General features: G+C 41.7%; 19 protein-coding genes. 13 read left to right on the forward strand and 6 right to left on the reverse strand.

Annotation, left to right across the window (positions count from 1 at the left end):
* Positions 1 to 449 precede the first annotated feature (449 nt).
* A complete protein-coding gene (locus tag AB0756_RS05850) occupies positions 450 to 653 on the reverse strand; it encodes a hypothetical protein (RefSeq protein ID WP_038080138.1) in 204 nt (67 codons plus the stop codon).
* A 55-nt stretch (positions 654 to 708) separates the two neighbouring features.
* Between AB0756_RS05850 and AB0756_RS05855 the strand changes: the two genes are divergently transcribed.
* On the forward strand, positions 709 to 831 hold the full coding sequence (locus tag AB0756_RS05855; RefSeq protein ID WP_272899718.1) for a hypothetical protein: 123 nt from the start codon (positions 709 to 711) through the stop codon (positions 829 to 831).
* 57 nt (positions 832 to 888) lie between these two features.
* A complete protein-coding gene (gene mads3 / locus AB0756_RS05860) occupies positions 889 to 2,157 on the forward strand; it encodes a methylation-associated defense system AAA family ATPase MAD3 (protein WP_038080140.1) in 1,269 nt (422 codons plus the stop codon).
* 370 nt (positions 2,158 to 2,527) lie between these two features.
* On the opposite strand, the gene ruvC is transcribed toward mads3, so the two are convergent.
* The gene (gene ruvC, locus AB0756_RS05865; RefSeq protein WP_038080141.1) at positions 2,528 to 3,019 is read right to left on the reverse strand and encodes a crossover junction endodeoxyribonuclease RuvC; all 492 of its coding nucleotides are present in this window, start codon (positions 3,017 to 3,019) and stop codon (positions 2,528 to 2,530) included.
* A 177-nt stretch (positions 3,020 to 3,196) separates the two neighbouring features.
* Here ruvC and AB0756_RS05870 point away from each other — a divergent pair, with 177 nt between their 5' ends.
* Entirely contained in the window at positions 3,197 to 4,558 is a 1,362-nt protein-coding gene (locus tag AB0756_RS05870; protein WP_038080177.1) for a gluconeogenesis factor YvcK family protein, read from the forward strand.
* A 150-nt stretch (positions 4,559 to 4,708) separates the two neighbouring features.
* Positions 4,709 to 5,170: a tRNA (adenosine(37)-N6)-threonylcarbamoyltransferase complex ATPase subunit type 1 TsaE gene (gene tsaE / locus AB0756_RS05875; protein ID WP_038073026.1), complete on the forward strand. Its 462-nt coding sequence runs from the start codon at positions 4,709 to 4,711 to the stop codon at positions 5,168 to 5,170.
* A 78-nt stretch (positions 5,171 to 5,248) separates the two neighbouring features.
* Here the strand turns inward: tsaE and AB0756_RS05880 are convergent, their stop codons facing one another.
* Complete coding sequence (locus tag AB0756_RS05880) at positions 5,249 to 5,413, reverse strand: hypothetical protein (RefSeq protein WP_153021521.1); 165 nt, start codon at positions 5,411 to 5,413, stop codon at positions 5,249 to 5,251.
* A gap of 434 nt (positions 5,414 to 5,847) precedes the next feature.
* The gene (locus AB0756_RS05885) at positions 5,848 to 7,173 is read right to left on the reverse strand and encodes a dihydroorotase (protein WP_038073021.1); all 1,326 of its coding nucleotides are present in this window, start codon (positions 7,171 to 7,173) and stop codon (positions 5,848 to 5,850) included.
* Between the two features lie 275 nt (positions 7,174 to 7,448).
* Here AB0756_RS05885 and lepB point away from each other — a divergent pair, with 275 nt between their 5' ends.
* The 7 genes from lepB (at position 7,449) to AB0756_RS05920 (ending at position 17,437) form a co-directional block, all read left to right on the forward strand.
* Positions 7,449 to 8,096: a signal peptidase I gene (gene lepB, locus AB0756_RS05890; RefSeq protein WP_038073019.1), complete on the forward strand. Its 648-nt coding sequence runs from the start codon at positions 7,449 to 7,451 to the stop codon at positions 8,094 to 8,096.
* Positions 8,097 to 8,514: 418 nt separating this feature from the next.
* A complete protein-coding gene (locus AB0756_RS05895) occupies positions 8,515 to 10,362 on the forward strand; it encodes a two-component system response regulator (RefSeq protein WP_038073017.1) in 1,848 nt (615 codons plus the stop codon).
* Between the two features lie 15 nt (positions 10,363 to 10,377).
* Positions 10,378 to 11,511: a diguanylate cyclase domain-containing protein gene (locus AB0756_RS05900; RefSeq protein ID WP_038073015.1), complete on the forward strand. Its 1,134-nt coding sequence runs from the start codon at positions 10,378 to 10,380 to the stop codon at positions 11,509 to 11,511.
* Between the two features lie 206 nt (positions 11,512 to 11,717).
* Positions 11,718 to 13,163 carry a hybrid sensor histidine kinase/response regulator gene (locus AB0756_RS05905; RefSeq protein WP_038073012.1) on the forward strand — a complete coding sequence of 482 codons (1,446 nt, stop codon included), beginning with the start codon at positions 11,718 to 11,720 and terminating at the stop codon, positions 13,161 to 13,163.
* A 173-nt stretch (positions 13,164 to 13,336) separates the two neighbouring features.
* On the forward strand, positions 13,337 to 14,515 hold the full coding sequence (ldpA, locus tag AB0756_RS05910) for a circadian clock protein LdpA (protein ID WP_038073010.1): 1,179 nt from the start codon (positions 13,337 to 13,339) through the stop codon (positions 14,513 to 14,515).
* Positions 14,516 to 14,618: 103 nt separating this feature from the next.
* On the forward strand, positions 14,619 to 16,352 hold the full coding sequence (locus tag AB0756_RS05915) for a R3H domain-containing nucleic acid-binding protein (protein ID WP_038073001.1): 1,734 nt from the start codon (positions 14,619 to 14,621) through the stop codon (positions 16,350 to 16,352).
* 440 nt (positions 16,353 to 16,792) lie between these two features.
* Complete coding sequence (locus AB0756_RS05920; protein WP_038073000.1) at positions 16,793 to 17,437, forward strand: type I restriction endonuclease subunit R; 645 nt, start codon at positions 16,793 to 16,795, stop codon at positions 17,435 to 17,437.
* Positions 17,438 to 17,532: 95 nt separating this feature from the next.
* On the opposite strand, the gene AB0756_RS05925 is transcribed toward AB0756_RS05920, so the two are convergent.
* Positions 17,533 to 18,213, reverse strand: coding sequence for a LuxR C-terminal-related transcriptional regulator (locus AB0756_RS05925; RefSeq protein ID WP_038072999.1), 681 nt, complete (start codon positions 18,211 to 18,213; stop codon positions 17,533 to 17,535).
* Between the two features lie 112 nt (positions 18,214 to 18,325).
* Here AB0756_RS05925 and AB0756_RS05930 point away from each other — a divergent pair, with 112 nt between their 5' ends.
* Both AB0756_RS05930 and AB0756_RS05935 read left to right on the forward strand, forming a co-directional pair.
* The gene (locus AB0756_RS05930) at positions 18,326 to 18,982 is read left to right on the forward strand and encodes a DUF3386 domain-containing protein (RefSeq protein WP_038072998.1); all 657 of its coding nucleotides are present in this window, start codon (positions 18,326 to 18,328) and stop codon (positions 18,980 to 18,982) included.
* Positions 18,983 to 19,526: 544 nt separating this feature from the next.
* The gene (locus AB0756_RS05935; RefSeq protein ID WP_153021522.1) at positions 19,527 to 19,676 is read left to right on the forward strand and encodes a hypothetical protein; all 150 of its coding nucleotides are present in this window, start codon (positions 19,527 to 19,529) and stop codon (positions 19,674 to 19,676) included.
* A gap of 98 nt (positions 19,677 to 19,774) precedes the next feature.
* Here the strand turns inward: AB0756_RS05935 and AB0756_RS05940 are convergent, their stop codons facing one another.
* Entirely contained in the window at positions 19,775 to 20,419 is a 645-nt protein-coding gene (locus AB0756_RS05940) for a class I SAM-dependent methyltransferase (protein WP_038072997.1), read from the reverse strand.
* Between the last annotated feature and the right edge of the window lie 326 nt (positions 20,420 to 20,745).

Below are 20,745 nucleotides of genomic sequence, written 5' to 3' on the forward strand. Positions count from 1 at the left end.
TACATTAAGCGGATACGTACCGAGCTAGAAATTAATTCTATAGTTAGAATAAATATTTCTTGCCATCATTTCTTCTAGCCAAAGTCAGAAAAACAAGGTTATATCAACTTGTTTTACTGTCCTATAGATATATCCTATAGGTAGAGATTTGGTTGTTATGTCAATTTCTTAAACCTTAAAGACAAATGCGATCGCCCCTAGCCCCCCTTGTTAAGGCTACGGTGTACATAGATCTCTAGAAAAGACATGAAACATCCTAAAAAAGGAGGAATTAGAATCAACTTCCCCCCTTATTAAGGGGGGTTAGGGGGGATCGAAACCTCAAGAACGCACTTTAGAAGACTTGTGTACACCACCGTAGCTTGTTAAGCAGGGCTGTTTCATTGTGCGATCGCCAGGACATAAGTTTTCTTACCTTGCACGGACTGAAAAAAGCGCGGCGCGTATTTTTAAGCTATGGAATTAATGTAGTCTTCCCAACGAACATGAACGGCTCCCAATCTGGTATCATCTTCAACACCAAGGTAAAATTCCCTTACATCAGTATTAGCAAGACATACAACTATTTCAATGAGTTCTCGGTTAAAAAGGCGCAGGCGATCGCTTTTAAATTCTACGGTGAGAAATTTTTCTGTAGGAATAGTGCGTGTCATTTTGACATTTTATTAAATTGCTCGCAGTGTTTTTGCCACTGTTTGGGCAATAGCCATGTCAACCTTAGAGCAAAAGTTACTGACTATTGAAGTAGCAAGATTTCTTAAAGTAGAAGTCAAGTATTGCAATAAAGATGTTAGAGTTTATCAAATGTTAATGCATGGAAAGAAAATTTAGTTTCCGAGCGGAACATAATGAGTATAATTCAACGATAGCTCTAGTTGTACATAACACATGATTTCTCGAATAGAAGCATATAAATATCGTTGCTTTGACAAACTTGATATTCAAGTCGGTCAATATAATGTATTAATTGGTCTTAATGGCACAGGTAAAAGTACGCTGCTTGACATACCTCTATTACTTAGCGAAATTTTATCAAAGGGACTAGTACCTGCATTTTTGGAATATCCGTCTATTCCTGAAGGTCCCAGATTGAAAAAATTGCGGCATTTGCTTTACAAGCAACAAGGCGATAATTTTGGTTTTGCGATAGAAGCTCATTTACCACAAGATGTTATTAGTCAGTTACTGAAACCTGAAGCAAGTGGTGTCGTAGCAAGTAGGAATTTACGTCCTCAATCTGTGCGTTATGAGATTAACTTGAAAATAGTTAGCGATACAGAAATTTATGTCGAGCGTGAAGATTTATATATTATTAATTATGAGTATTTTGAAGCAGAAGCAGATGAAAAAGCAGGAATAAAAGAATCTTTTCATAAGCAAGCGATCGTTAAGCGAAACTTGGAAAATCAAGCAATTATCATGCCAGAAAATAACATTGGCGATCGCATGGAATTTGAACTAGAACCGCAAGAATTAATCTTAGCAAACTTCCCACAAGATTTTCCTAATTTTCCGGCTACACTTTGGTTGAAAAATTTTTTAGAAAACGAGATAATGTACTATAAACCCAGTTACTCAATGTTAGGGAAAGCTTTTCCAGCAAGTCAACGAAAAACTTTGCGTTTTGATGCTGCAAATTTACTTTGGTTAGTTCTAAATTTACAAATAGAGCAACCAGCTTTATTTGATTATTGGGTCGAACATATTAAAACAGCTTTTCCTAATTTGCAGACAATCCAAGCTGTGCAATCAGAAAAAAATAACCACACTTATCTGCAATTAAAATATTCTGGAGAACATATTGTTGCATCGTCTGAACTATCTTATGGAACGCTAAATATTTTGGCGTTGACAATTCTACCTTACTTACCTCAAAGACCAGGTGTAATTCTTTTAGAAGAGCCAGAGCACAGTGTCCATCCTAGATTAATAGACGTAGTCCTGCAATCTTTAAGTTCTTTGTATGATTCTCAAATTTTTATGTCTACTCATTCTCCGGTAGTTTTAGCACATACCGAGCTAAAATCAGTCATTGTAATGAAAGGAAGCCAGGAAAATGGTGCAAAAGCAATACCAGGGGATAAGCATCCACGTCTTCAAGACTGGCAGGGGAGCATTGACTTTGGTTCCCTGTTTGCTGCAGGGGTACTTGGATGAGAGATTGTATCTTCCTACTAGCTGACAAAAATATGGAGGCTACATTTCTAGGTTTTTTTAACGAGAGAAAAGTTTCATTTGAGTTTAGGGATTCGCCAATTTAAATTTGATCCCATCCCTTGATACTAGGCAGCACAATTTCCCTATGCAAGACAACTTGCGCCTAACCACAGTTGTCAAAAATTTTGAAAATATGCTACAGCGTTTCCCAGTCAACTGAGGTACACCCAAATCTTGTTAAACAAGGTTATTAGCTTTGAAAATGTACTTCACCAGATTGAGAAACGAGCATGAGGTTCGCAGCCCTCTTGATAATCTAGTCCGCGCAGGCGGACTTCGTTTGTATAGCCGTGATTTCCAATCACTCAACCTACATCTGAAACCATCCAGTCAATGCTACCGCTAATGCATCTGCAGCATCGTCCGGGCGGGGAACGTAATCTAAATTCAATTCATGCGCCACGGCTGCTTGAACCTCTTGTTTCTCTGCATTCCCATACCCCGTGAGCGCTTGTTTAATTTGAGCGGGTGTAAATTCCACAATCGGTAACTTATGCTGTGCGAGGACTAACAACACAACACCCCGTGCTTGTGCCACAAGGATCGTATTTGCCATACGATAGAAGAAGAACTTCTCAATAGCCACTAATTCTGGTTTATATTCCCCAATCAGGGTGTGCAGATCGTCGTATATAGTACATAGTCTTTGTCCTAACTCCATACTCGCTGGGGTACTAATTACACCAAAATCTAGTAAATTTACTGATTCTTGTTGTCCCTTAGTTTGACTTTTTTGGCATATAATCGCGCCAAATCCCAAACTTGCCAGTCCGGGATCTAGCCCTAAAATTCGCTGTTCCATTCACTTGTCGTTTCTCTACACCTTGAGGAAGAATAAGTCGGCACACTGGCAACTTTGACTACTCTGTTTTGGTCTAATGGGATGGCAAAATGTCATAATTCCACATTTGGGAAAAAACCACGTGGTGTACATTTTCTGTTATTCATTGTTGTTAGTAGCACTGCTCCTTTTTGTGGTATGTCAATTGGTTTTCTCAGACAAGCCCTCAACGCCCTGCAAAAGCAGTCGCGCCGTCGCCATCGGGTTAATCAGTGGTTCAAGTGGTTGTCCCCTGGATTATCGATCAAACGATGGTTGTTAATTAGCGTTGGGGGTGTACTGCTAGCAAGTCTGGGTCTTGCTATTTGGGTTAGACTAACGCCAATTTTTTGGGCAATCGAGCTGATTAGGGGCTTTCTGGGAGCAATCACCAACATTGTACCGTACTACATCAGCGGTCCTTTGGTTTTATTGTGGGGCTTGCTTTTGCTTTTATGGGGACAAACCCGGACAGTAAGTTCAATTACTGAAGTCCTCAGACCGGAAGGCGATGAAGAACTTATTGATGTCTTGCTGGCACATCGTCGATTGTATCGAGGCCCAAAAATTGTCACAATTGGTGGTGGGACTGGTCTTTCTACATTACTTCGAGGACTCAAGGTTTACAGCGCTAACATTACCGCTATTGTGACTGTCGCAGATGATGGGGGTTCTTCGGGGCGGTTGCGTCGAGAAATTGGTGTTCTACCACCAGGCGATATTCGCAACTGTTTGGCAGCACTAGCTGATGAAGAAAAGTTATTAACAGAACTCTTTCAATACCGTTTTAAAGCAGGGGATGGGCTGACAGGTCACAGTTTTGGGAATCTGTTTTTAACAGCACTCAGTGATATTACTGGCGATCTCGAACGTGCGATCGCTGCTAGTTCTAAAGTCTTAGCTATCCGAGGACAAGTTTTACCTGCAACTCTGAGTGATGTTCGTCTTTGGGCAGAATTGTCTGACGGTCGTCAGATTGAGGGTGAATCTAATATCACCGCCGCAGGAGGTCATATTGTTAAAATTGGCTGTACCCCCGCCAATCCCCCAGCTTTACCAGCAGCTATTAAGGCTATCAAAGAAGCTGACTATATTATTATGGGTCCCGGCAGTCTTTTCACTAGCGTAATTCCCAATTTGCTAGTTCCAGAAATTGCGGATGCGATCGCAGCATCTGAAGCACCCCGTATTTATGTTTGTAACATTATGACTCAGCCGGGGGAAACTCAAGATTACACTGTTGCAGATCACATTCGAGCAATTGACGCTGCATGTGGAAAACCGTTATTTAACGCCGTACTCGTACACAAAAAATCTCCCACTCCTCGCGCACTTGTCCGTTATGCCCAACAAAACTCTCATCCCGTCTTTCTTGACCGAGAAGAAGTCACAATGTTAGGGCGGCGAATTGTTCTGGCAAATGTCATGCATGAAGATGAAACAGGGTGCGTGCGCCACAACCCCCAACGGCTGGCAAAAGTGTTATGGCGTTGGTACAGTGGAGCACATCCAGGAAAATAGGTATTGGTTAGTGGTTAGCCATTAGCTATTAGCTATTAGCCATTAGCCATTAGCCCTTCGGGTTCGCCAGTTCCCTACGGCGGGAAACCCGCCTGCAGGACTGGACTCACCATTAGCCATTAGCTATTAGCCATTAGCCATTAACCATTTATGAATATCTCTTTACCAGATACTCAGGCAACACGCAAACTCGGTATTGCACTCGGTCAATGTTTAGACGCCCGGAGCGTTATTCTACTACAGGGCGATTTAGGTGCAGGCAAAACAACCCTAGTGCAAGGTCTAGGTGAAGGTTTGGGCATCCCCGTACCTATTGTTAGCCCCACTTTTACCCTGATTAATGAGTATGCGGAAGGACGCCTCCCTCTATATCACCTCGATCTATATCGCTTAGAACCAAAGGAAGTGATTGCTTTAAATTTGGAAACTTATTGGGAAGGTATTGAGGTCACGCCAGGAATTGTGGCAATTGAGTGGGCTGAACGATTGCCCTATAAGCCAGATCGCTATATAATAGTTCACCTGACCTATGGGAATGAGGACAGTCGTCAAGCCGCGATCGCAACACACAATTGTATGATTCCGCAAGAGCCGTTGGGAGCTAATTTGTAATTCGCGATGGAATCTAGTGAGTGTTTTTACTAAAAACCTCGAGTTACAAGTTAGCTATATTGTTGTACCTACTCTTACTTAATTGTCAGAAAAGGACTCAAACCAAGCAACGCCAGCCTTTTTTGCTGTGGGTATGAGAATCCAAGCAAGGGGCTGGTTTTCTGTCATACTATTGCCCGCACATATATGCTGGTCAATTCTGCCACTTCCACGTTCGTCAGTGTAATTAGCTAGCATTGTCATTTTTTTTACCAAGTATTGTTTACAAATATTCTCCGTAAGTAGAAATTTCACCAGTAGTGTTACTAACTGGTACCTTTGCTTATGTAAACAAATACTCAGTAGCTTTTTATCAAGATTTCATGAAATCTCTATAAATTACACTTACGTATCAGAAAATGTTAACTGCGAACAGTTTCTTAAAGGTTTTACTGATACGTGAGCGCCAAAAACGAGAGCATCCCAATTGTGTAAAAATACCAAGCGATGTTCGCAATCGCGGCTATACAAACTCTCTTCCCTCCCTTGTATCTCAGGAGCACAGACGCTATGTGCCTTGCACACGCTCCGCGATGCCTTTGGGCTATGCCCGTAAGGGGGGCTATACGCGAACAGCCTTCGGGTATCGCCTATGTCCTATGTCCCCCAATCACTAATTACGAACAACCGATTGCTAACTATTGATTAAAAGTTAAAGCTTGACCTCTTACCTCTGTGTGCAACTTGCCCTTCTCATAAACAATTTGACCGCCTACAATCGTCACAACGGGCCATCCTGTTAGGTTCCAACCTTCAAAAGGGCTCCAACCGCACTTAGTTAATAGTTCTTCAGGGCGTACCGGATGGTAAGTGTTCAAATCCACTAAGACTAAATCGGCATCGTAACCGGGTGCGATCGCTCCTTTATTGGGAATAGAATATGCTTTAGCTACAGCTTGAGACATCCAGTTTGCCACTTGAGCAACAGTACATTTCCCATCTGCTGCAGCCGTTAGCATTAAAGGCAGGGAAGTTTCTACTCCGGGCATTCCAGAGGGAGTTTTGGGGTATTCTTGTGCTTTTTCTTCTAAAGTGTGTGGGGCATGGTCTGTGGCAATGAAATCGATGGTACCATCCCGTAGGGCTTGCCAAAGAACTTCGTTATCGTGATGCGATCGCAAAGGCGGGTTCATTTGCGCTCTTGTTCCTATTTTGGCGTAAGCATCTGTATTTAATAACAAGTGCTGCGGCGTGACTTCTGCTGTCACCCAAGTTGGTTTGTCTTGAAGCAACAGCTCTGCTTCTTCTGCTGTTGACATATGCAGAATGTGCAAGCGACGTTGATATTTTTTAGAAAGTTTTAATGCCTGTTGAGTTGCGAGTAATGCTGCTTGGTTATCTTGAATTTGAGAATGAATTGCGGGGTCATGAATACCAGCAAATTCTTCTCTTCGCTGTTTTATTCTGGCTTGGTCTTCTGCGTGAACAGCAATTAACCGAGATCCTTTGGCAAAAATGGCTTCTAATGCAGCATCTTGGTCAACTAGTAATGAACCGTGCATCGACCCCATAAAAATTTTGATTCCTGGTGTCGGCTTTGCCAATAGTATATCTGGAAGGTTATCTGCTGTTGCGCCTATAAAAAAGCCATAATTCACCAAGCTCTTTTGAGATGCTCGCTGTAACTTGTCATCTAGAGCGTACTGGCTAATTGTTGGAGGGCGTGTATTTGGCATTTCTAAAAATGAAGTTACCCCCCCCCTAGCACAAGCACAACTCGCTGTAAATAAGTCTTCCTTATATTCGAGTCCCGGTTCCCGGAAATGTACTTGCGGATCGATGACTCCTGGCAACAAAGTTAACCCTTCTGCGTCAATTTCTGTGGTTGGGGTTGCCTTTGTAATTTCTGGAGCCACCTCAACGATTGTGCGATCGCTCGTCAACACATCACCAACTAGCAATTCACCAGTAGGTAAAACAATGCGAGCGCGACGAATGAGCAAACTGCTTGCGGTAATTGGCATGGGTTTGTAACTTTTTAGAAGCGGTCAACTGGGCTATAACAAGAGCTAAGCGTGACAGATTTCCATCCATATAGGTTAAACTTGGTTGAACTATGAGCGGGAGTATTGTTTTCTTCGTTACAAAAAAGTTAATATTTCTTAAACTATGCGTTACTATATGAATTTGTTTCTTTCTACCCTCTTTCTTTTTGTAAAGTTAAGATAAATCAATACAACATCATAGCTCGGATAAATCAGATCCCCTGCTTTTTATAAGCTATCACTCTAGTACTTTCATGCAAAATCAAGTGTCTGATAACAACTCTAGCCATCAACAGCCCAATAATTCGTGGATCGCAGAACTAGGTAGGACAATTGTCTTAAGTGTTGTTCTCGCCTTGGGAATTCGTACCTTTGTTGCTGAAGCACGTTGGATTCCCTCTGGCTCTATGGAACCAACTTTACACGGTTCCCCGAATCAGTGGGAAGCAGACAAAATTATCGTAGATAAATTAGGCTATAAATTTTCTGAGCCCAAACGAGGCGATATTGTAGTATTTTCTCCTACAAAAGAGTTACAAAAAGAACAATATCAAGATGCCTTTATCAAGCGAGTCATTGCCCTACCTGGGGAAAAGGTAGAACTTAAGAGCGGCAAAGTCTACATTAATGGTAACCCTTTACCAGAGCAACAGTACTTGACAGAGGGTCAGCGTACTGTTGTTGACGTTTGTACGTCCGGTCAGCAACCTCCTTTCCTATCTCAACCCGTTACGATACCAAATGATTCATACTTAGTATTGGGAGATAACCGTAACAGCAGTTACGATAGCCGTTGTTGGGGTGTTGTTCCTCGTGAAAATATTATTGGTCGTGCAGTACTTCGCTTTTGGCCTCTCAATCAAATTGGGGGAATCGATAAAAAACAGTTATATAAAAATTAGTGGTTAGTAGTAAAACACCTAATAGATGTCAAGATCCAGAACCACGCTATATTCTTGTGGTACTTGTATGACTGTAGGAAGGGCGATCTCGCTCCTACACTCCCCAAACTACATAATCTGACAATTGCTCCCTAACTAACAGTTCAGAATTTTACCCAAGTTTTAAAGGAAAAACTTGGGTTTTTTCATAATAAGCCGTTTATCTGTTGCGCTGATAAGAATACACTTTGATAACGGGTGAGGACGCTCGTTCTACAAGCGTGAGATTGACCGAGACTGTACAAGTTAAAGAATTCTTAGCTTATGGCTTCTTGCCTTTGCCTTTCTTCTTTTCTTCATAGAGACTTCCGGGTTTTCTGGGATTCGGTAAATTATGATGAGTTGAGACAATTAAGTAACAGCCTAGAGTGACACTCCTATGAGTTACGAAAAATTAGTTTTGAATAGAGATACGAATCAAAAAGATATCTTAATTATTGATGATACAGCGGATAATCTGCGTGTTTTGTCATCCATTCTTACGAAGCAAGGATATGGTGTTCGCAAAGCACTGAACTGGCAAATGGCTGTCATGGCTTGTACAACTGTGTTGCCCGATTTAATTTTACTGGACATTATGATGCCAGATGTGGACGGATATGAAGTTTGTCAGAGGTTGAAAACTTTAGATATCACAGCCGATATTCCAATCATTTTTATGAGTGCGTTGGGGGACGTGTTTGACAAAGTCAAAGCTTTTAGTGTGGGTGGTGTGGATTATATTACCAAACCCTTTGAAGTGGAAGAACTTATTGTACGCGTACAAAATCAACTGGCTTTGAGAACAGCGCAAAAACAAATTTTGAAACTCAATAGCGAGTTAGAAAATAAAGTTAAAGAGCGTACAAGCGAGCTAGAAACATCTGTCAAAAAGTTACAGCAGGAAATAAAGAGACGCAAACACCTGCAAAGCAAGCTCCTTGACATGGCATTGCATGATTCTCTAACTAAGCTACCCAATCGCACTCTGTTTATTAAAAAAATGCAGCAAGCACTTCAACGTGCAAAAATTGAGCCAGATTATGGATTTGCGGTACTTTTTTTAGATTGCGATCGCTTTAAAATTGTCAATGACTCTCTCGGTCATTTTGTTGGGGATGAATTGCTAATTGCCATCGCTCGTCGCTTACAAGCATCCCTTAATTCCAAACATACATTTGCACGATTTGGTGGTGATGAGTTTGCGATTCTTTTAGAAAACATTACAGATATAAGTATGGCTATTAGTGCTGCTGAGAGTGTTTTACAGCAATTATCAGTAGCTTTTCAATTATCCAGACATGAAGTCTTTATTAATGCCAGTATTGGTATTATCTGGGGCGACACCCGGTACGAACAGCCAGAATATCTATTAAGGGATGCAGATACGGCAATGTACCGTGCAAAGGCTTTGGGAAAAGCGAGATATCACGTCTTCGATCCCGTAATGCATCAGGAAGCCATGCAGCTTTTGCAACTCGAGCACGATTTGAGAGTAGCAGTAGAACGACAAGAGTTTTTTGTTCAATATCAACCAATCGTTTCCCTAAAAACAGGTAGAATATCTGGATTTGAAGCCCTTGTACGCTGGCTGCATCCCACTCACGGGATAATTCCCCCTACCGTGTTTGTACCCATAGCAGAAGAAACAGGTTTGATTGGTGCTATTGACACTTGGGTTTTACACTCAGCTTGCCATCAATTACACATTTGGCAAAATCATCCAAAAACAGAGACTTCTCTGACAATGAGCGTGAATTTGTCAGCAGGCTTGTTTTCCCATATTGATATTGTAGCAGTAGTTGACAAAATTTTGAATGAAACTCAAGTCAATCCTGCCTGTTTGCAGCTAGAAATTACAGAAAGTGTCATCATGGAAAATACTGAGACACTGAAAATAATTCTTCAGCAGTTACAAGACAGGAAAATTAGGTTAATTATGGATGATTTTGGGACTGGATACTCCTCATTGAGTTACTTACACAGCTTTCCTTTTCATACCCTTAAAATTGACAAATCCTTTGTCCAACGAATGCAGGAAAATCAAGAAAACATGGGACTTGTATCTGCTACGATTGGCATTGCCCATTCTATGGGAATGAATGCGATCGCAGAAGGTGTAGAAACTCCCGAACAATTAACTCATCTACAGAGCATGAACTGCGATCTTGCTCAAGGTTATCTATTTTCTAAAGCCATAGACCCAGAGTTAGCTCTAGAACTGATTGCCGCAGTACCTCAATGGTAAATCAAAGGACAACATATGAATCAAGATCCATCAACGTCTAATTATGGCAATATTCTTATAGTTGATGACCAGCTTGATAATTTGCGTGTATTATCAACTATTTTAGCTAAAGAGGGATATCAAGTTCGTAAAGCTCTTAACGGGCAAATGGCTTTAACTGCAGTCAAAACTTTGCCACCAGATCTTATTTTACTAGATATTAATATGCCTGAAATGGATGGCTATGAGGTGTGCAAAAGATTAAAAGCCGATCCATCAAACTGCAATATTCCTGTAATTTTCATCAGTATCTTAGATGATGTCTTGGACAAAGTCAAAGGAATTAAAGTTGGTGGTGCGGACTACATCACCAAACCATTTCAGTTTGAAGAGGTCATTGCACGGGTACAAAATCAACTGACTATTCAAAGATTGCAGAGGGAACTTCGAGAAACCAACCAAAAGCTTTCCGAGCAAAATGCTTTGCTATTATTAGAAATAGAAAAACGCCTTCAAGTTGAATCTGCCTTACAAGCAGCTAACGACAAACTGCGAGAGTTGATTTGGGTAGACAGCTTAACACAAGTTTCTAACCGCCGTTTTTTAGATGATTACTTGCAACGGGAATGGCAACGCTCAGCACGAGAACAGCTACCGCTTTCTTTTATTTTGTGCGATATAGACTGTTTTAAATCTTACAATGATACTTACGGTCACATAGCTGGTGATGATTGTTTGAGGAAGGTCGCTCGGGCTATTCGCTATGCCGTCAGACGTCCTGCTGATTTGGTCGCTCGTTATGGAGGAGAAGAGTTCGCAGTTGTTTTACCCAACACCAATTTTCATGGAGCAGTGCGAGTGGCTGAAAATGTTAGGTTACGGGTAAAAGAACTAAAAATTACCCATTCCTCATCTTTCGTGAAAAACTATATTACTCTAAGTATGGGTATAGCAACTAAAGTTCCCGTGAATCCATCTTTACCTGAAACCCTCATTGCGGCTAGTGACAAGGCTCTCTACCAAGCAAAACTACAGGGACGTAACGGATATTGTGCTTGCGTGCCTGTAGCTCGAAAAAATTGCTCTGGAAATCTTTCGATCGCGGGAGAAATCAAATGTTGGAATAAGCACTATATCTCAGAAGAGGAGGGTTCTTTGAATCAAGAGTAGCACAAAGGAGTGATTATAGGATAAAATTACGCGGTAAAGTGCTGTGTGATTTTACTATTAAATTGAGAAAGCCTTACCCAAACCAACTCCCACATAATTTCTTATCGCTTACCTTTTTTCAATCGATTGTTTTCTGACAATTTTATAAAAGTTGCTCGGAAAAAAGTGTTGGCTCGTCCAATCGTTAAAAGACTAATTTTTAAAAAATGCATTTAAATCAAGAATACAAAGGCAATATTTTAGTTGTTGATGATACACCAGATAACCTACGTCTGTTATCTGCAATGCTAACAGCACAAGGTTATGAAGTTCGTAAGGCTTTAAATGGTAAAATGGCATTAACTGCCTGTCAGATGGTTTTGCCTGATGTTATTCTGCTTGATATTAATATGCCTGGTATGGATGGGTATGAGGTGTGCAAGCAACTCAAAGTTGATGAAAAAACTTATGATATTCCCGTAATTTTTATTAGTGCTTTGGATGATGTATTAGATAAAGTAAAAGCTTTTGATGTTGGAGGTGTAGACTATATCACTAAACCTTTCCATGGAGCAGAAGTTTTATTGCGGATTGAAAATCAAATAAATTTACGTTTTCTACAACATAAACTAAAAGAACAGAATTTATTGCTACACAATACTCTTGACGAATTAAAAGTTGCCCAAGTCAAGCAGATTCAAAATGAGAAAATGGCAGCATTGGGACAGTTGGTTGCTGGAATTGCCCACGAAGTTAACAACCCCATCAGTTTAATTTACGGAAATATTGAATATGTTAGTCAGTACGTACAACAGTTAATTGACGTAGTGGAAGTTTATAACCAAGAGTATCCGAACCAAACACCAAAAATTCAGCGAACAGTTCAGGATATAGACTTAAATTTTTTGATGAATGATGTGAGAAAGTTAATGGGTGCCATGTACAGGGGTGCCGATCGCATCCGGCAAATAGTACTGGCACTACAAAACTTTTCAAGACTTGATGAAGCTGACATGAAGCCAGTCAATATCCATGAAGGTATCGATAGTACCCTTGTCATGTTACAGCATCGACTGAAAGAAACAGGGCACCGTCCCAGCATTAATGTTACAAAAGAATACAGTAGTTTGCCCTTGGTGAGCTGTTATCCTAGCGATCTCAATCAGGTGTTTATGCATATCATAAGTAATGCGATTGATGCTTTGGATCGGGGAAGTGGGGAATCAGGACTCGATACCGAGAATATGACTACCCCAGCTGTTAGTGACCCTTCGGGTATCTCTAAAGACGCTGAGTCCCAGGCGCGACACGCCGCTCGCAAAACGCACACGCAGCCTCCTGCTGGGGAAACCCCTGCTTTAGGGCTGTCTTACTCTCCCATCCCTACTATTCGCATTCACACTCAACTCACAAGCAACAAAACAGTTAAAATCAGCATTGCTGATAATGGACCTGGAATGGATGAATCAGTGAGATCCCGCTTATTCGATCCCTTTTTTACAACAAAACCTGTTGGAAAAGGGAGTGGGCTGGGATTATCAATTAGCCATCAAATTGTGGTAAACAAACACCAAGGATCGATCCAATGTTCCTCCTCCGTTGGAAAAGGAGCAGAGTTTATCATTGAAATACCAATTGAGCAACCAGAAACAATGTCGAACACGGAAACCTGAGAAACTTTAGCTGGCTTAAGTACTATTGCTAAGTATGAAGAGAAAGATAAGAATCTTTATCAAATAACTGAATTGCCCTCAATACTGTCTGAGCTTAGCAACTGATTCTCTAGCAAGTCATGACTTTTTGAATTAATGTTCTACATTTTTCTATTGCATAGCATAATAGAATTGTGACTCATTTGTTAGACCCTTTACGTTCGCTTGAGGAAGGTCACTGGTTCAAGCTCATATGCGGAGCCAGCTTCCAACATCTGCCTGCAGTCCGAAGCTTAACATTAGCCTACACTTTGGCGGGGGCTGACTGCATAGATGTTGCCGCCGATCCGTCTGTGATTGCTGCAGCTAAGGAGGGGCTGCAAATTGCATCGGAGTTGGGTAGGTCGGCCCAGCAACAAGGATTTGGCTGGTACGAAAAAAAACCGCTGTTGATGGTCAGCCTCAATGATGGCGAAGACCCGCATTTTCGGAAAGCCGAATTTCATGTTACGCAATGCCCCACAAACTGCGATCGCCCCTGTGAAAAAATTTGTCCGGCCCAAGCAATTGTTTTCGATGGCACAAACAGCAACTTTTCGGGAGTCTTATCTGAAAAGTGTTACGGCTGCGGTCGTTGCATTCCTATATGTCCATATGATATAATTTATACAAAATCATATGTATCAACACCGGGAGCGATCGCGCCATTGATCTTGTCAACTGGGGTGGATGCCTTAGAAATTCATACAAATGTTGGTCGTTTGGCAGAATTCAAAAGATTGTGGCAAGCCATTGCTCCTTGGGTTGAGCGGTTGAAGTTAGTAGCAATTAGCTGTCCGGATGGTGATGGTTTAATTAACTATCTTCACAATCTCTATGAAGTCATTAGCCCCCTACCTTGCGTCCTAGTGTGGCAAACAGATGGTCGTCCTATGAGTGGAGATATTGGCGATGGTACGACATTAGCAGCCGTCAAGTTAGGGCAAAAAGTTTTGGCAGCAAAATTACCGGGATATGTGCAATTGGCAGGAGGAACCAACAGCTATACTGTTGCTAAATTACGAACTATGGGCTTGTTGAGGGAAAGGGACAAGGAGGAGAAGGGGGACAAGGTAGAATTTTCTTCCCTGTCTTCCCCCTCCACCTTGTCTACCTTGTCTTCCCGCTCTACCTTGTCACCAAGCATAGCCGGAATCGCATACGGTAGCTACGCCCGAGTCTTGCTGTCACCAATTTTAGAAGAGTTAGAACAACGGGAGGTGAGCCAAGCCAGTGTCAAAGTAAGTATGCGCCTAGAAGAAGAACCATTCTTGCTCTGGCAAGCAGTTAAGCTTGCAGATTCCCTCGTTTCCCAGCTCAAGTCGCGGTCATAGGGGCTATTAGTCCCGAAATCCGCCTTTGTGACATTTTCCCAGATGGAAAACCCCACTTATGGAAATGTCCTCGCTATCTCTAAAAAACGTCACCATAGAAAGCATGACGATTACAGACGATCTCCAAAAATTATTAGATATATTGCCCCAAGACCTGCGGCAAACTCTAGAAAAGCATCCACAACGAGATAGCTTAGTTGAAGTAGTCTTGGATTTAGGTCGTCGCCCAGAAGCTCGGTTTCCCTCAGCAGCTGAGTATCTGAGTGAAGTACCCGTTACTCAAGAACAGATAGATGATTGCATTCAAAGAGTGGGAACTTTTGGTGGAGATAATCGGGCAGGAATTGAGCAAACCCTGCACCGGATCAGTGCCATCCGCAACCGCAATGGAAAGATTATAGGTCTAACCTGTCGCGTTGGTCGGGCAATCTTCGGAACAATTGGCACGATCCGCGATTTAGTAGAAACTGGAAAATCAATTCTCATGCTAGGACGTCCGGGTGTGGGCAAAACAACAGCCTTGCGGGAAATTGCCCGCGTTCTGGCTGATGAACTGCACAAAAGAGTGGTGATTATCGATACCTCTAACGAAATAGCAGGTGATGGTGACGTTGCTCACCCTGCCATTGGGCGATCTCGACGGATGCAAGTGGCTCATCCAGAACTACAACATCAAGTGATGATTGAAGCGGTGGAGAACCACATGCCAGAAGTTATCGTGATTGATGAAATTGGTACGGAACTCGAAGCCCTAGCCGCCCGTACCATAGCCGAACGAGGCGTTCAATTAGTGGGAACTGCTCATGGCAACCAGATTGAAAACTTGATAAAAAACCCGACGCTTTCCGATTTAGTGGGTGGTATCCAGGCTGTGACACTGGGAGACGATGAAGCCAGACGGCGGGGAACTCAAAAAACTGTTTTGGAACGAAAAGCCCCTCCGACTTTTGAAATTGCCGTAGAAATGTTGGAACGAGAGCGCTGGGTGGTACACGAAAGTGTATCGGAGACAGTAGATACTCTTCTTCGAGGGCGTCAACCCAACCCGCAGGTTAGAACTGTTGATGAGAAGGGGAAGGTGGTGATTTCCCGCCAAGTCATTCCCCTTTCAAGTCGCACGCACGCAACAGTCAGCGAAGAAAGTTTTGCTCCCTCAGCCAGAGTTTCCAACGGTTGGCGTACAACCGGTCAAATGCTACCCCTGCCTTCGCTGGGAAGTGAAACACAAAATGGTTTGGGGAAAAGCGAGTTTGAGCGCTTGTTGGATGAATCTTTGAATGAATTTGATGGCTTTGATACTGAAAATAGATATGCCGGACCTAATGGCGAAGATTTGCCACTGCACATATATCCTTATGGTGTCAGCCGCAGCCAATTAGATCAGGTCATTCAGGTTCTATCTTTGCCCATACGCTTGACAAAAGATCTCGATAGTGCTGATGCAATATTGGCGTTGCGATCGCACGTCAAAAACCATGCCAAATTGAGGCAATTGGCGAAAGCCCGTCAAGTCCCAATCCACATGATCAAAGCCAGCACCATGCCGCAGATTACGAGAGCTCTGCGACGCTTGCTAAATCTTGACGATCCCGAGATTGGCGACGAACGTGAAATGCAACTCTTTCTGCATAGCGCCAGCGATGATGAGATTGACGCCCTAGAAGAAGCAAGACTTGCTGTCGAGCAAATTGTGATCCCCAAAGGGCAACCAGTCGAATTATTACCCCGTTCTGCCTCAGTACGCAAAATGCAACACGAGTTGGTAGAGCACTATCGCCTCAAGTCCGATAGTTTTGGCGAAGAACCAAATCGGCGTCTGCGGATTTATCCCGCATAAATTCAGCTTTGATTCCTTTGCCATCAGGGTGCGTTAACTTTTGCTTAACGCACCATTTTGATGTTTGTTATTCCATCTGTCCTGATTGTAAATCTGATTCATATCAAATCCGGTAGCATCTGAATGATTAAAAAACCGCAGAGGACGCAGAGGACGCAGAGGGAGAGGACAGAGGAATAATTCTGATACCAACGGATTTGATATCAGTTCTTTTAGTCATTAGCCCTGATTGTGCTTCGTTTTTTGCTTATTTACAAATGTTGTTTCAAAAGTTTTGTGTGTTTTTGTGTGTTTTTATGCTAGCGTGAGTGATACATCGATAAAAGAAGCGTTTTGATGAGTATTGGGAGCAAACTGTAACTGCAGGAGCCGTGAGATTAATGTAGAATTACAATTTCTCTTTTTCTGGGAACTATACGTATATTTTCTGCCTTACACTTATGATTCAAACTGTTGGGATTACCAAAGCAATTACTAACCTGAACCAAGCGCACGCCAAGTTCAATTTAAGCCAGAATACTGATAGTGAATTCTTCACAGAATGGTACGAAGATTTACCAGAACTCACTGTTAGTGAAAAAACATTTTTGGATCGGCTGAAGAGACGTTACCTCTATTATGCTGCAGACGGTTCAATTACAGAAGGGACTGTCAATATTATTATGCTATCGCCGCTACTGGAATTCTTAAATTTGTGCGACCCACCTTTTAAAATTCAGAGTGAGGAATTGGTCAAAGTCGAAATTGAAAACGGAGGCGAAGAACCCTTATTAGAAGGATTCATTGACGCTTTAGTGCTACAAAATAGAATTTGGGTAGTGTTAATTGAATCAAAGAGATATGGTTTGAGCATTATGCAAGCTCTGGGGCAAACTTTAGCCTATATAATGGCAAACCCCAACTTAGAAATGCCAGTCTTTGGAATGATAATGACTGGTGAAGACTATATTTTTCTCAAGCTAAATCAGCAGGCTCATCAATATGCTTTATCAAACAAGTTTACGCTTTCCAACCCAAGAGAAAACGAATTGTATCAGGTTGTGCAAGTCATAAAGCGAATTGTTAGTTTGGTCGAACAGCCATGATTGGCAAGGAGAAAGCAGGGTACAGAACCGAGAGACACGGTGGGCATTGCCCACCTCTAATTACTTCTTATTAAATAAGCTAATGATTAACGGATTTAGCTTGATGCTAAAACATTTTGTAGCTTTGCCACCATCTCAGTTCGTGCTGAGACTCCTAACTTGCGAAACATTCTTTTTAAAGCTTGCTTAACTGAATTTTGTGTAATCCAAAGTTTTTCACCAATTTCTGCATTTGTTAACCCCTGTGCGACTAGTGTAGCAATCTCTAATTCTCGTGGTGTTAGGCGATTGGCTAGTGGTGAGTTGATGGCTTTTGGTTTCGCTTGCGCCTGTAAGGTAGCAATTTTTGCTGATAAGTGCAAGCACAATGCACTGAGATCTGCAAGATCGTTGGCATTAAAGGCTGGAGCACCGCTAGCACGTGTTAAATTCAGCGTTCCCACAAGACGACCGTCACAAACGATTGGTCCGCTCATAACGTGTTCGTGATCGTGACGGGAACAAAAATTTTTCCAGTCTCCCGAGGGTAACACCAATTCCTCGTGGGCTGGAGCGTGTCGCTCAACCACATATTGCCCGACTGGGTTGCTTTCCAAACAAACATCTGGGATAACCTTTATATCAGCCTCAGCCGTATTATGGTCATCTAACAGGTATATACCCCAGTGCTGCACACCAAAGTACTCGCCAACTGTGTCCATGACAGCTAGTCGTAGTTCTTGCTCGTTTTGAGCTTTAGCGATCGCCTGAAATAGGTCATGAAGAGAGTTAGCCATTGTAATATAAGTGTACCCACTTGAGGACTATGCATTCTTAATAATTATTTCTATGCTAGCTGATAGGAGCGAAGGTAAAAACTTACATAATTAGTAACTATAGGAGAATCCCGTGACCGCAACACAAGTCTCTGCCCAAGAACTTTTTCGGGCTGCTTACGAAAACCGCTACACCTGGGATAAAAATTTCCCTGGCTATACTGCAGATGTAACCTATAAGCATGGTGAGAAAGTGTTTGCAGGTAAAGTTCGTGTCAACGCTAATCTCAAAGCAGAAGTCTTTGAAGTAGAAGACGAACAAGCCACCCAAGCTCTGAACAATCAGTTGTGGGAAATCGCTATTCACCGCATTCGTCGTACTTTTGAAGAAACCCACGGCTCAAACACCTTTCGCTACGGTGCGACTGATGAAACTGGTGCTGTAGAGATTTTGATGGGCGGTAAGGCGGAAGGAGATAGATATAAAGTTCGCAATAATGAGGTGTCTCTTGTCCACCGACACATTCATGGTGTTGTTGTAACTATTAATACCTTTAGCAGTCACGATACAGGTGAAGGATACCTCTCCCACACATATGACTCTGTTTACCACGACCCAAAAACAGGGGAACAAAAGGGAGGAAGAAGTGAATTTGAGGATGAGTACGAGAAAGTTGGCGACTATGTTATCCTAAATCGCCGCTTGATTCGGACTGAAGCAGATAAGCAAGTCCATACCCAAGAATTTATTTTCTCGAATATCCAACTGTTAGAGCCGACTGCTGAGTAGTTATGCAATAACATCAGCATAGCTTTTTATCTGAATTTTTTTAACAATCCCGTTATGGTGCAAATTGCACGTAACGGGATGTTTTTATGCTATAGTGCCAAACTTCTATTTGTTTATAGTTGGGCTTTAGCCCTAAAGCTCAACTACACCTAGGAACGCTTATAAAAAAGTGCAAGTTGGAATACTAAAGCACGCTCGAACACTTAATTGACAAGTTATTTATTTGAGGCTTTTCTCAAAATGTAACGGGGATCTTGCAAGCTTTCCAAGCACAGAAATAATACGGATAAATAATCTTTTTAGATTTTCTCATTTTCTTTCTTTCCGGAGAAATACTTTTTCTGTGATAAGATAAAATTAAAGAAGGAAAACAACCTTCGGATAGATGCGGAGAATAAATACTCGTTTCAAGAAGATTTATTATGTATATCTTGAAAAGATTTTAGATACTGTTATTACGATTGCGGAATTTATATTTTGATATTCAACAGATTTCGTAAGTAAAAACACTCTCAACAACAGTCAAGTATTAGGGTCCACTACCATGAGCAGAAACCGTCCTACAACTCTCACTAACCGATTGAACGAAATTATCAATCAGTTAGAGCCATCAGCCAACCAAAACCATCTTAAGATTCTTGAGCCAAACTTTGAAGCGATCGCCTTCTCAAGACCGTTAAAAGTTAGTCAATAACATTTTGGGTTGGCAATACTCACCCGATGCTCAATCTTTCCAAAATTTCCAAAAAATAGTAAGCTTCGGCTGAAGTCTATCGCCCAACTATAAATTTCCTATTTAGTTGCTACTCCTGCAATATGAGGGCTAACTATAGGAACAGGAGCGCGAAAATGTTCGTAATTTACATTTGAAAATCCGGCATTGTCTAAAGCAATCCAAGTTTCTCTGTCTGGAGAACAACCATCTCCTATTAATTTCCATACAGGACGAATCGTACTTTGAATCTTTCTCAACATTGTTTCCTGGGGTGCAGCAACGTGTTCAATAAATAGAAAATGTCCGCCCGGTTTCAGCACTCGTAAAATTTCCTGTAACGTATTATATAAATTGGGAACGGAACATAGAACGAGGGTACTTACAACAGCATCCATACTATTGTCTTCTGCATCTATACGCTCAGAACTAGCAGTACGGATCTCAATATTGTTGAAATTGAGTTTTTGAGCTTCTATTTTGAGATAGGAATGCATAAATGGGTTCGGCTCAATTCCTATCCAATTGATGTTTTTGGGAAAGTAAGCTAGGTTAACGCCAGTTCCAGGACCGATTTCTAAAACATTACCATTGAGACTACCAAATAAGGATTGCTTGCGATCGCGTACAGCTTCATCATATGGACCCCCTCTATCTAAAGACATCATCCAAGCAAATACACGCTTACCACAGTTAGCACAATTACAAGGTTGGGTTTTTACCATTTTTACCTCCTGTTATTTTTCTTGCATTGGTTGCTAGCTTAAACTTGTTTTTGCCTTTGAGATTGATACACTAAGTATATGGAATTTATATTTTTTCAGCATCGCCTACTTGGTTCACCAAATAGGGTGATTTTTTATATTCACTACAGTACTTAAAATTCCTGATGAAGCTTGCATTTCAAGGCTTCACAAAGTCTCCATTTTTTTGCCCTATTTTTAAATACAAAGGATTCCCTTTTGGAAAAATTTTTTCTTTGGGAGGTGCGAGGTTACTAGATTTCGCACCTGTTTCTTTTTTATCCTCAAATTACAGATAAGCGATTTGA

Source organism: Tolypothrix campylonemoides VB511288_2 (assembly GCF_045999855.1).
GTDB classification, from domain to species: Bacteria; Cyanobacteriota; Cyanobacteriia; order Cyanobacteriales; family Nostocaceae; genus Scytonema; species Scytonema bouteillei_A.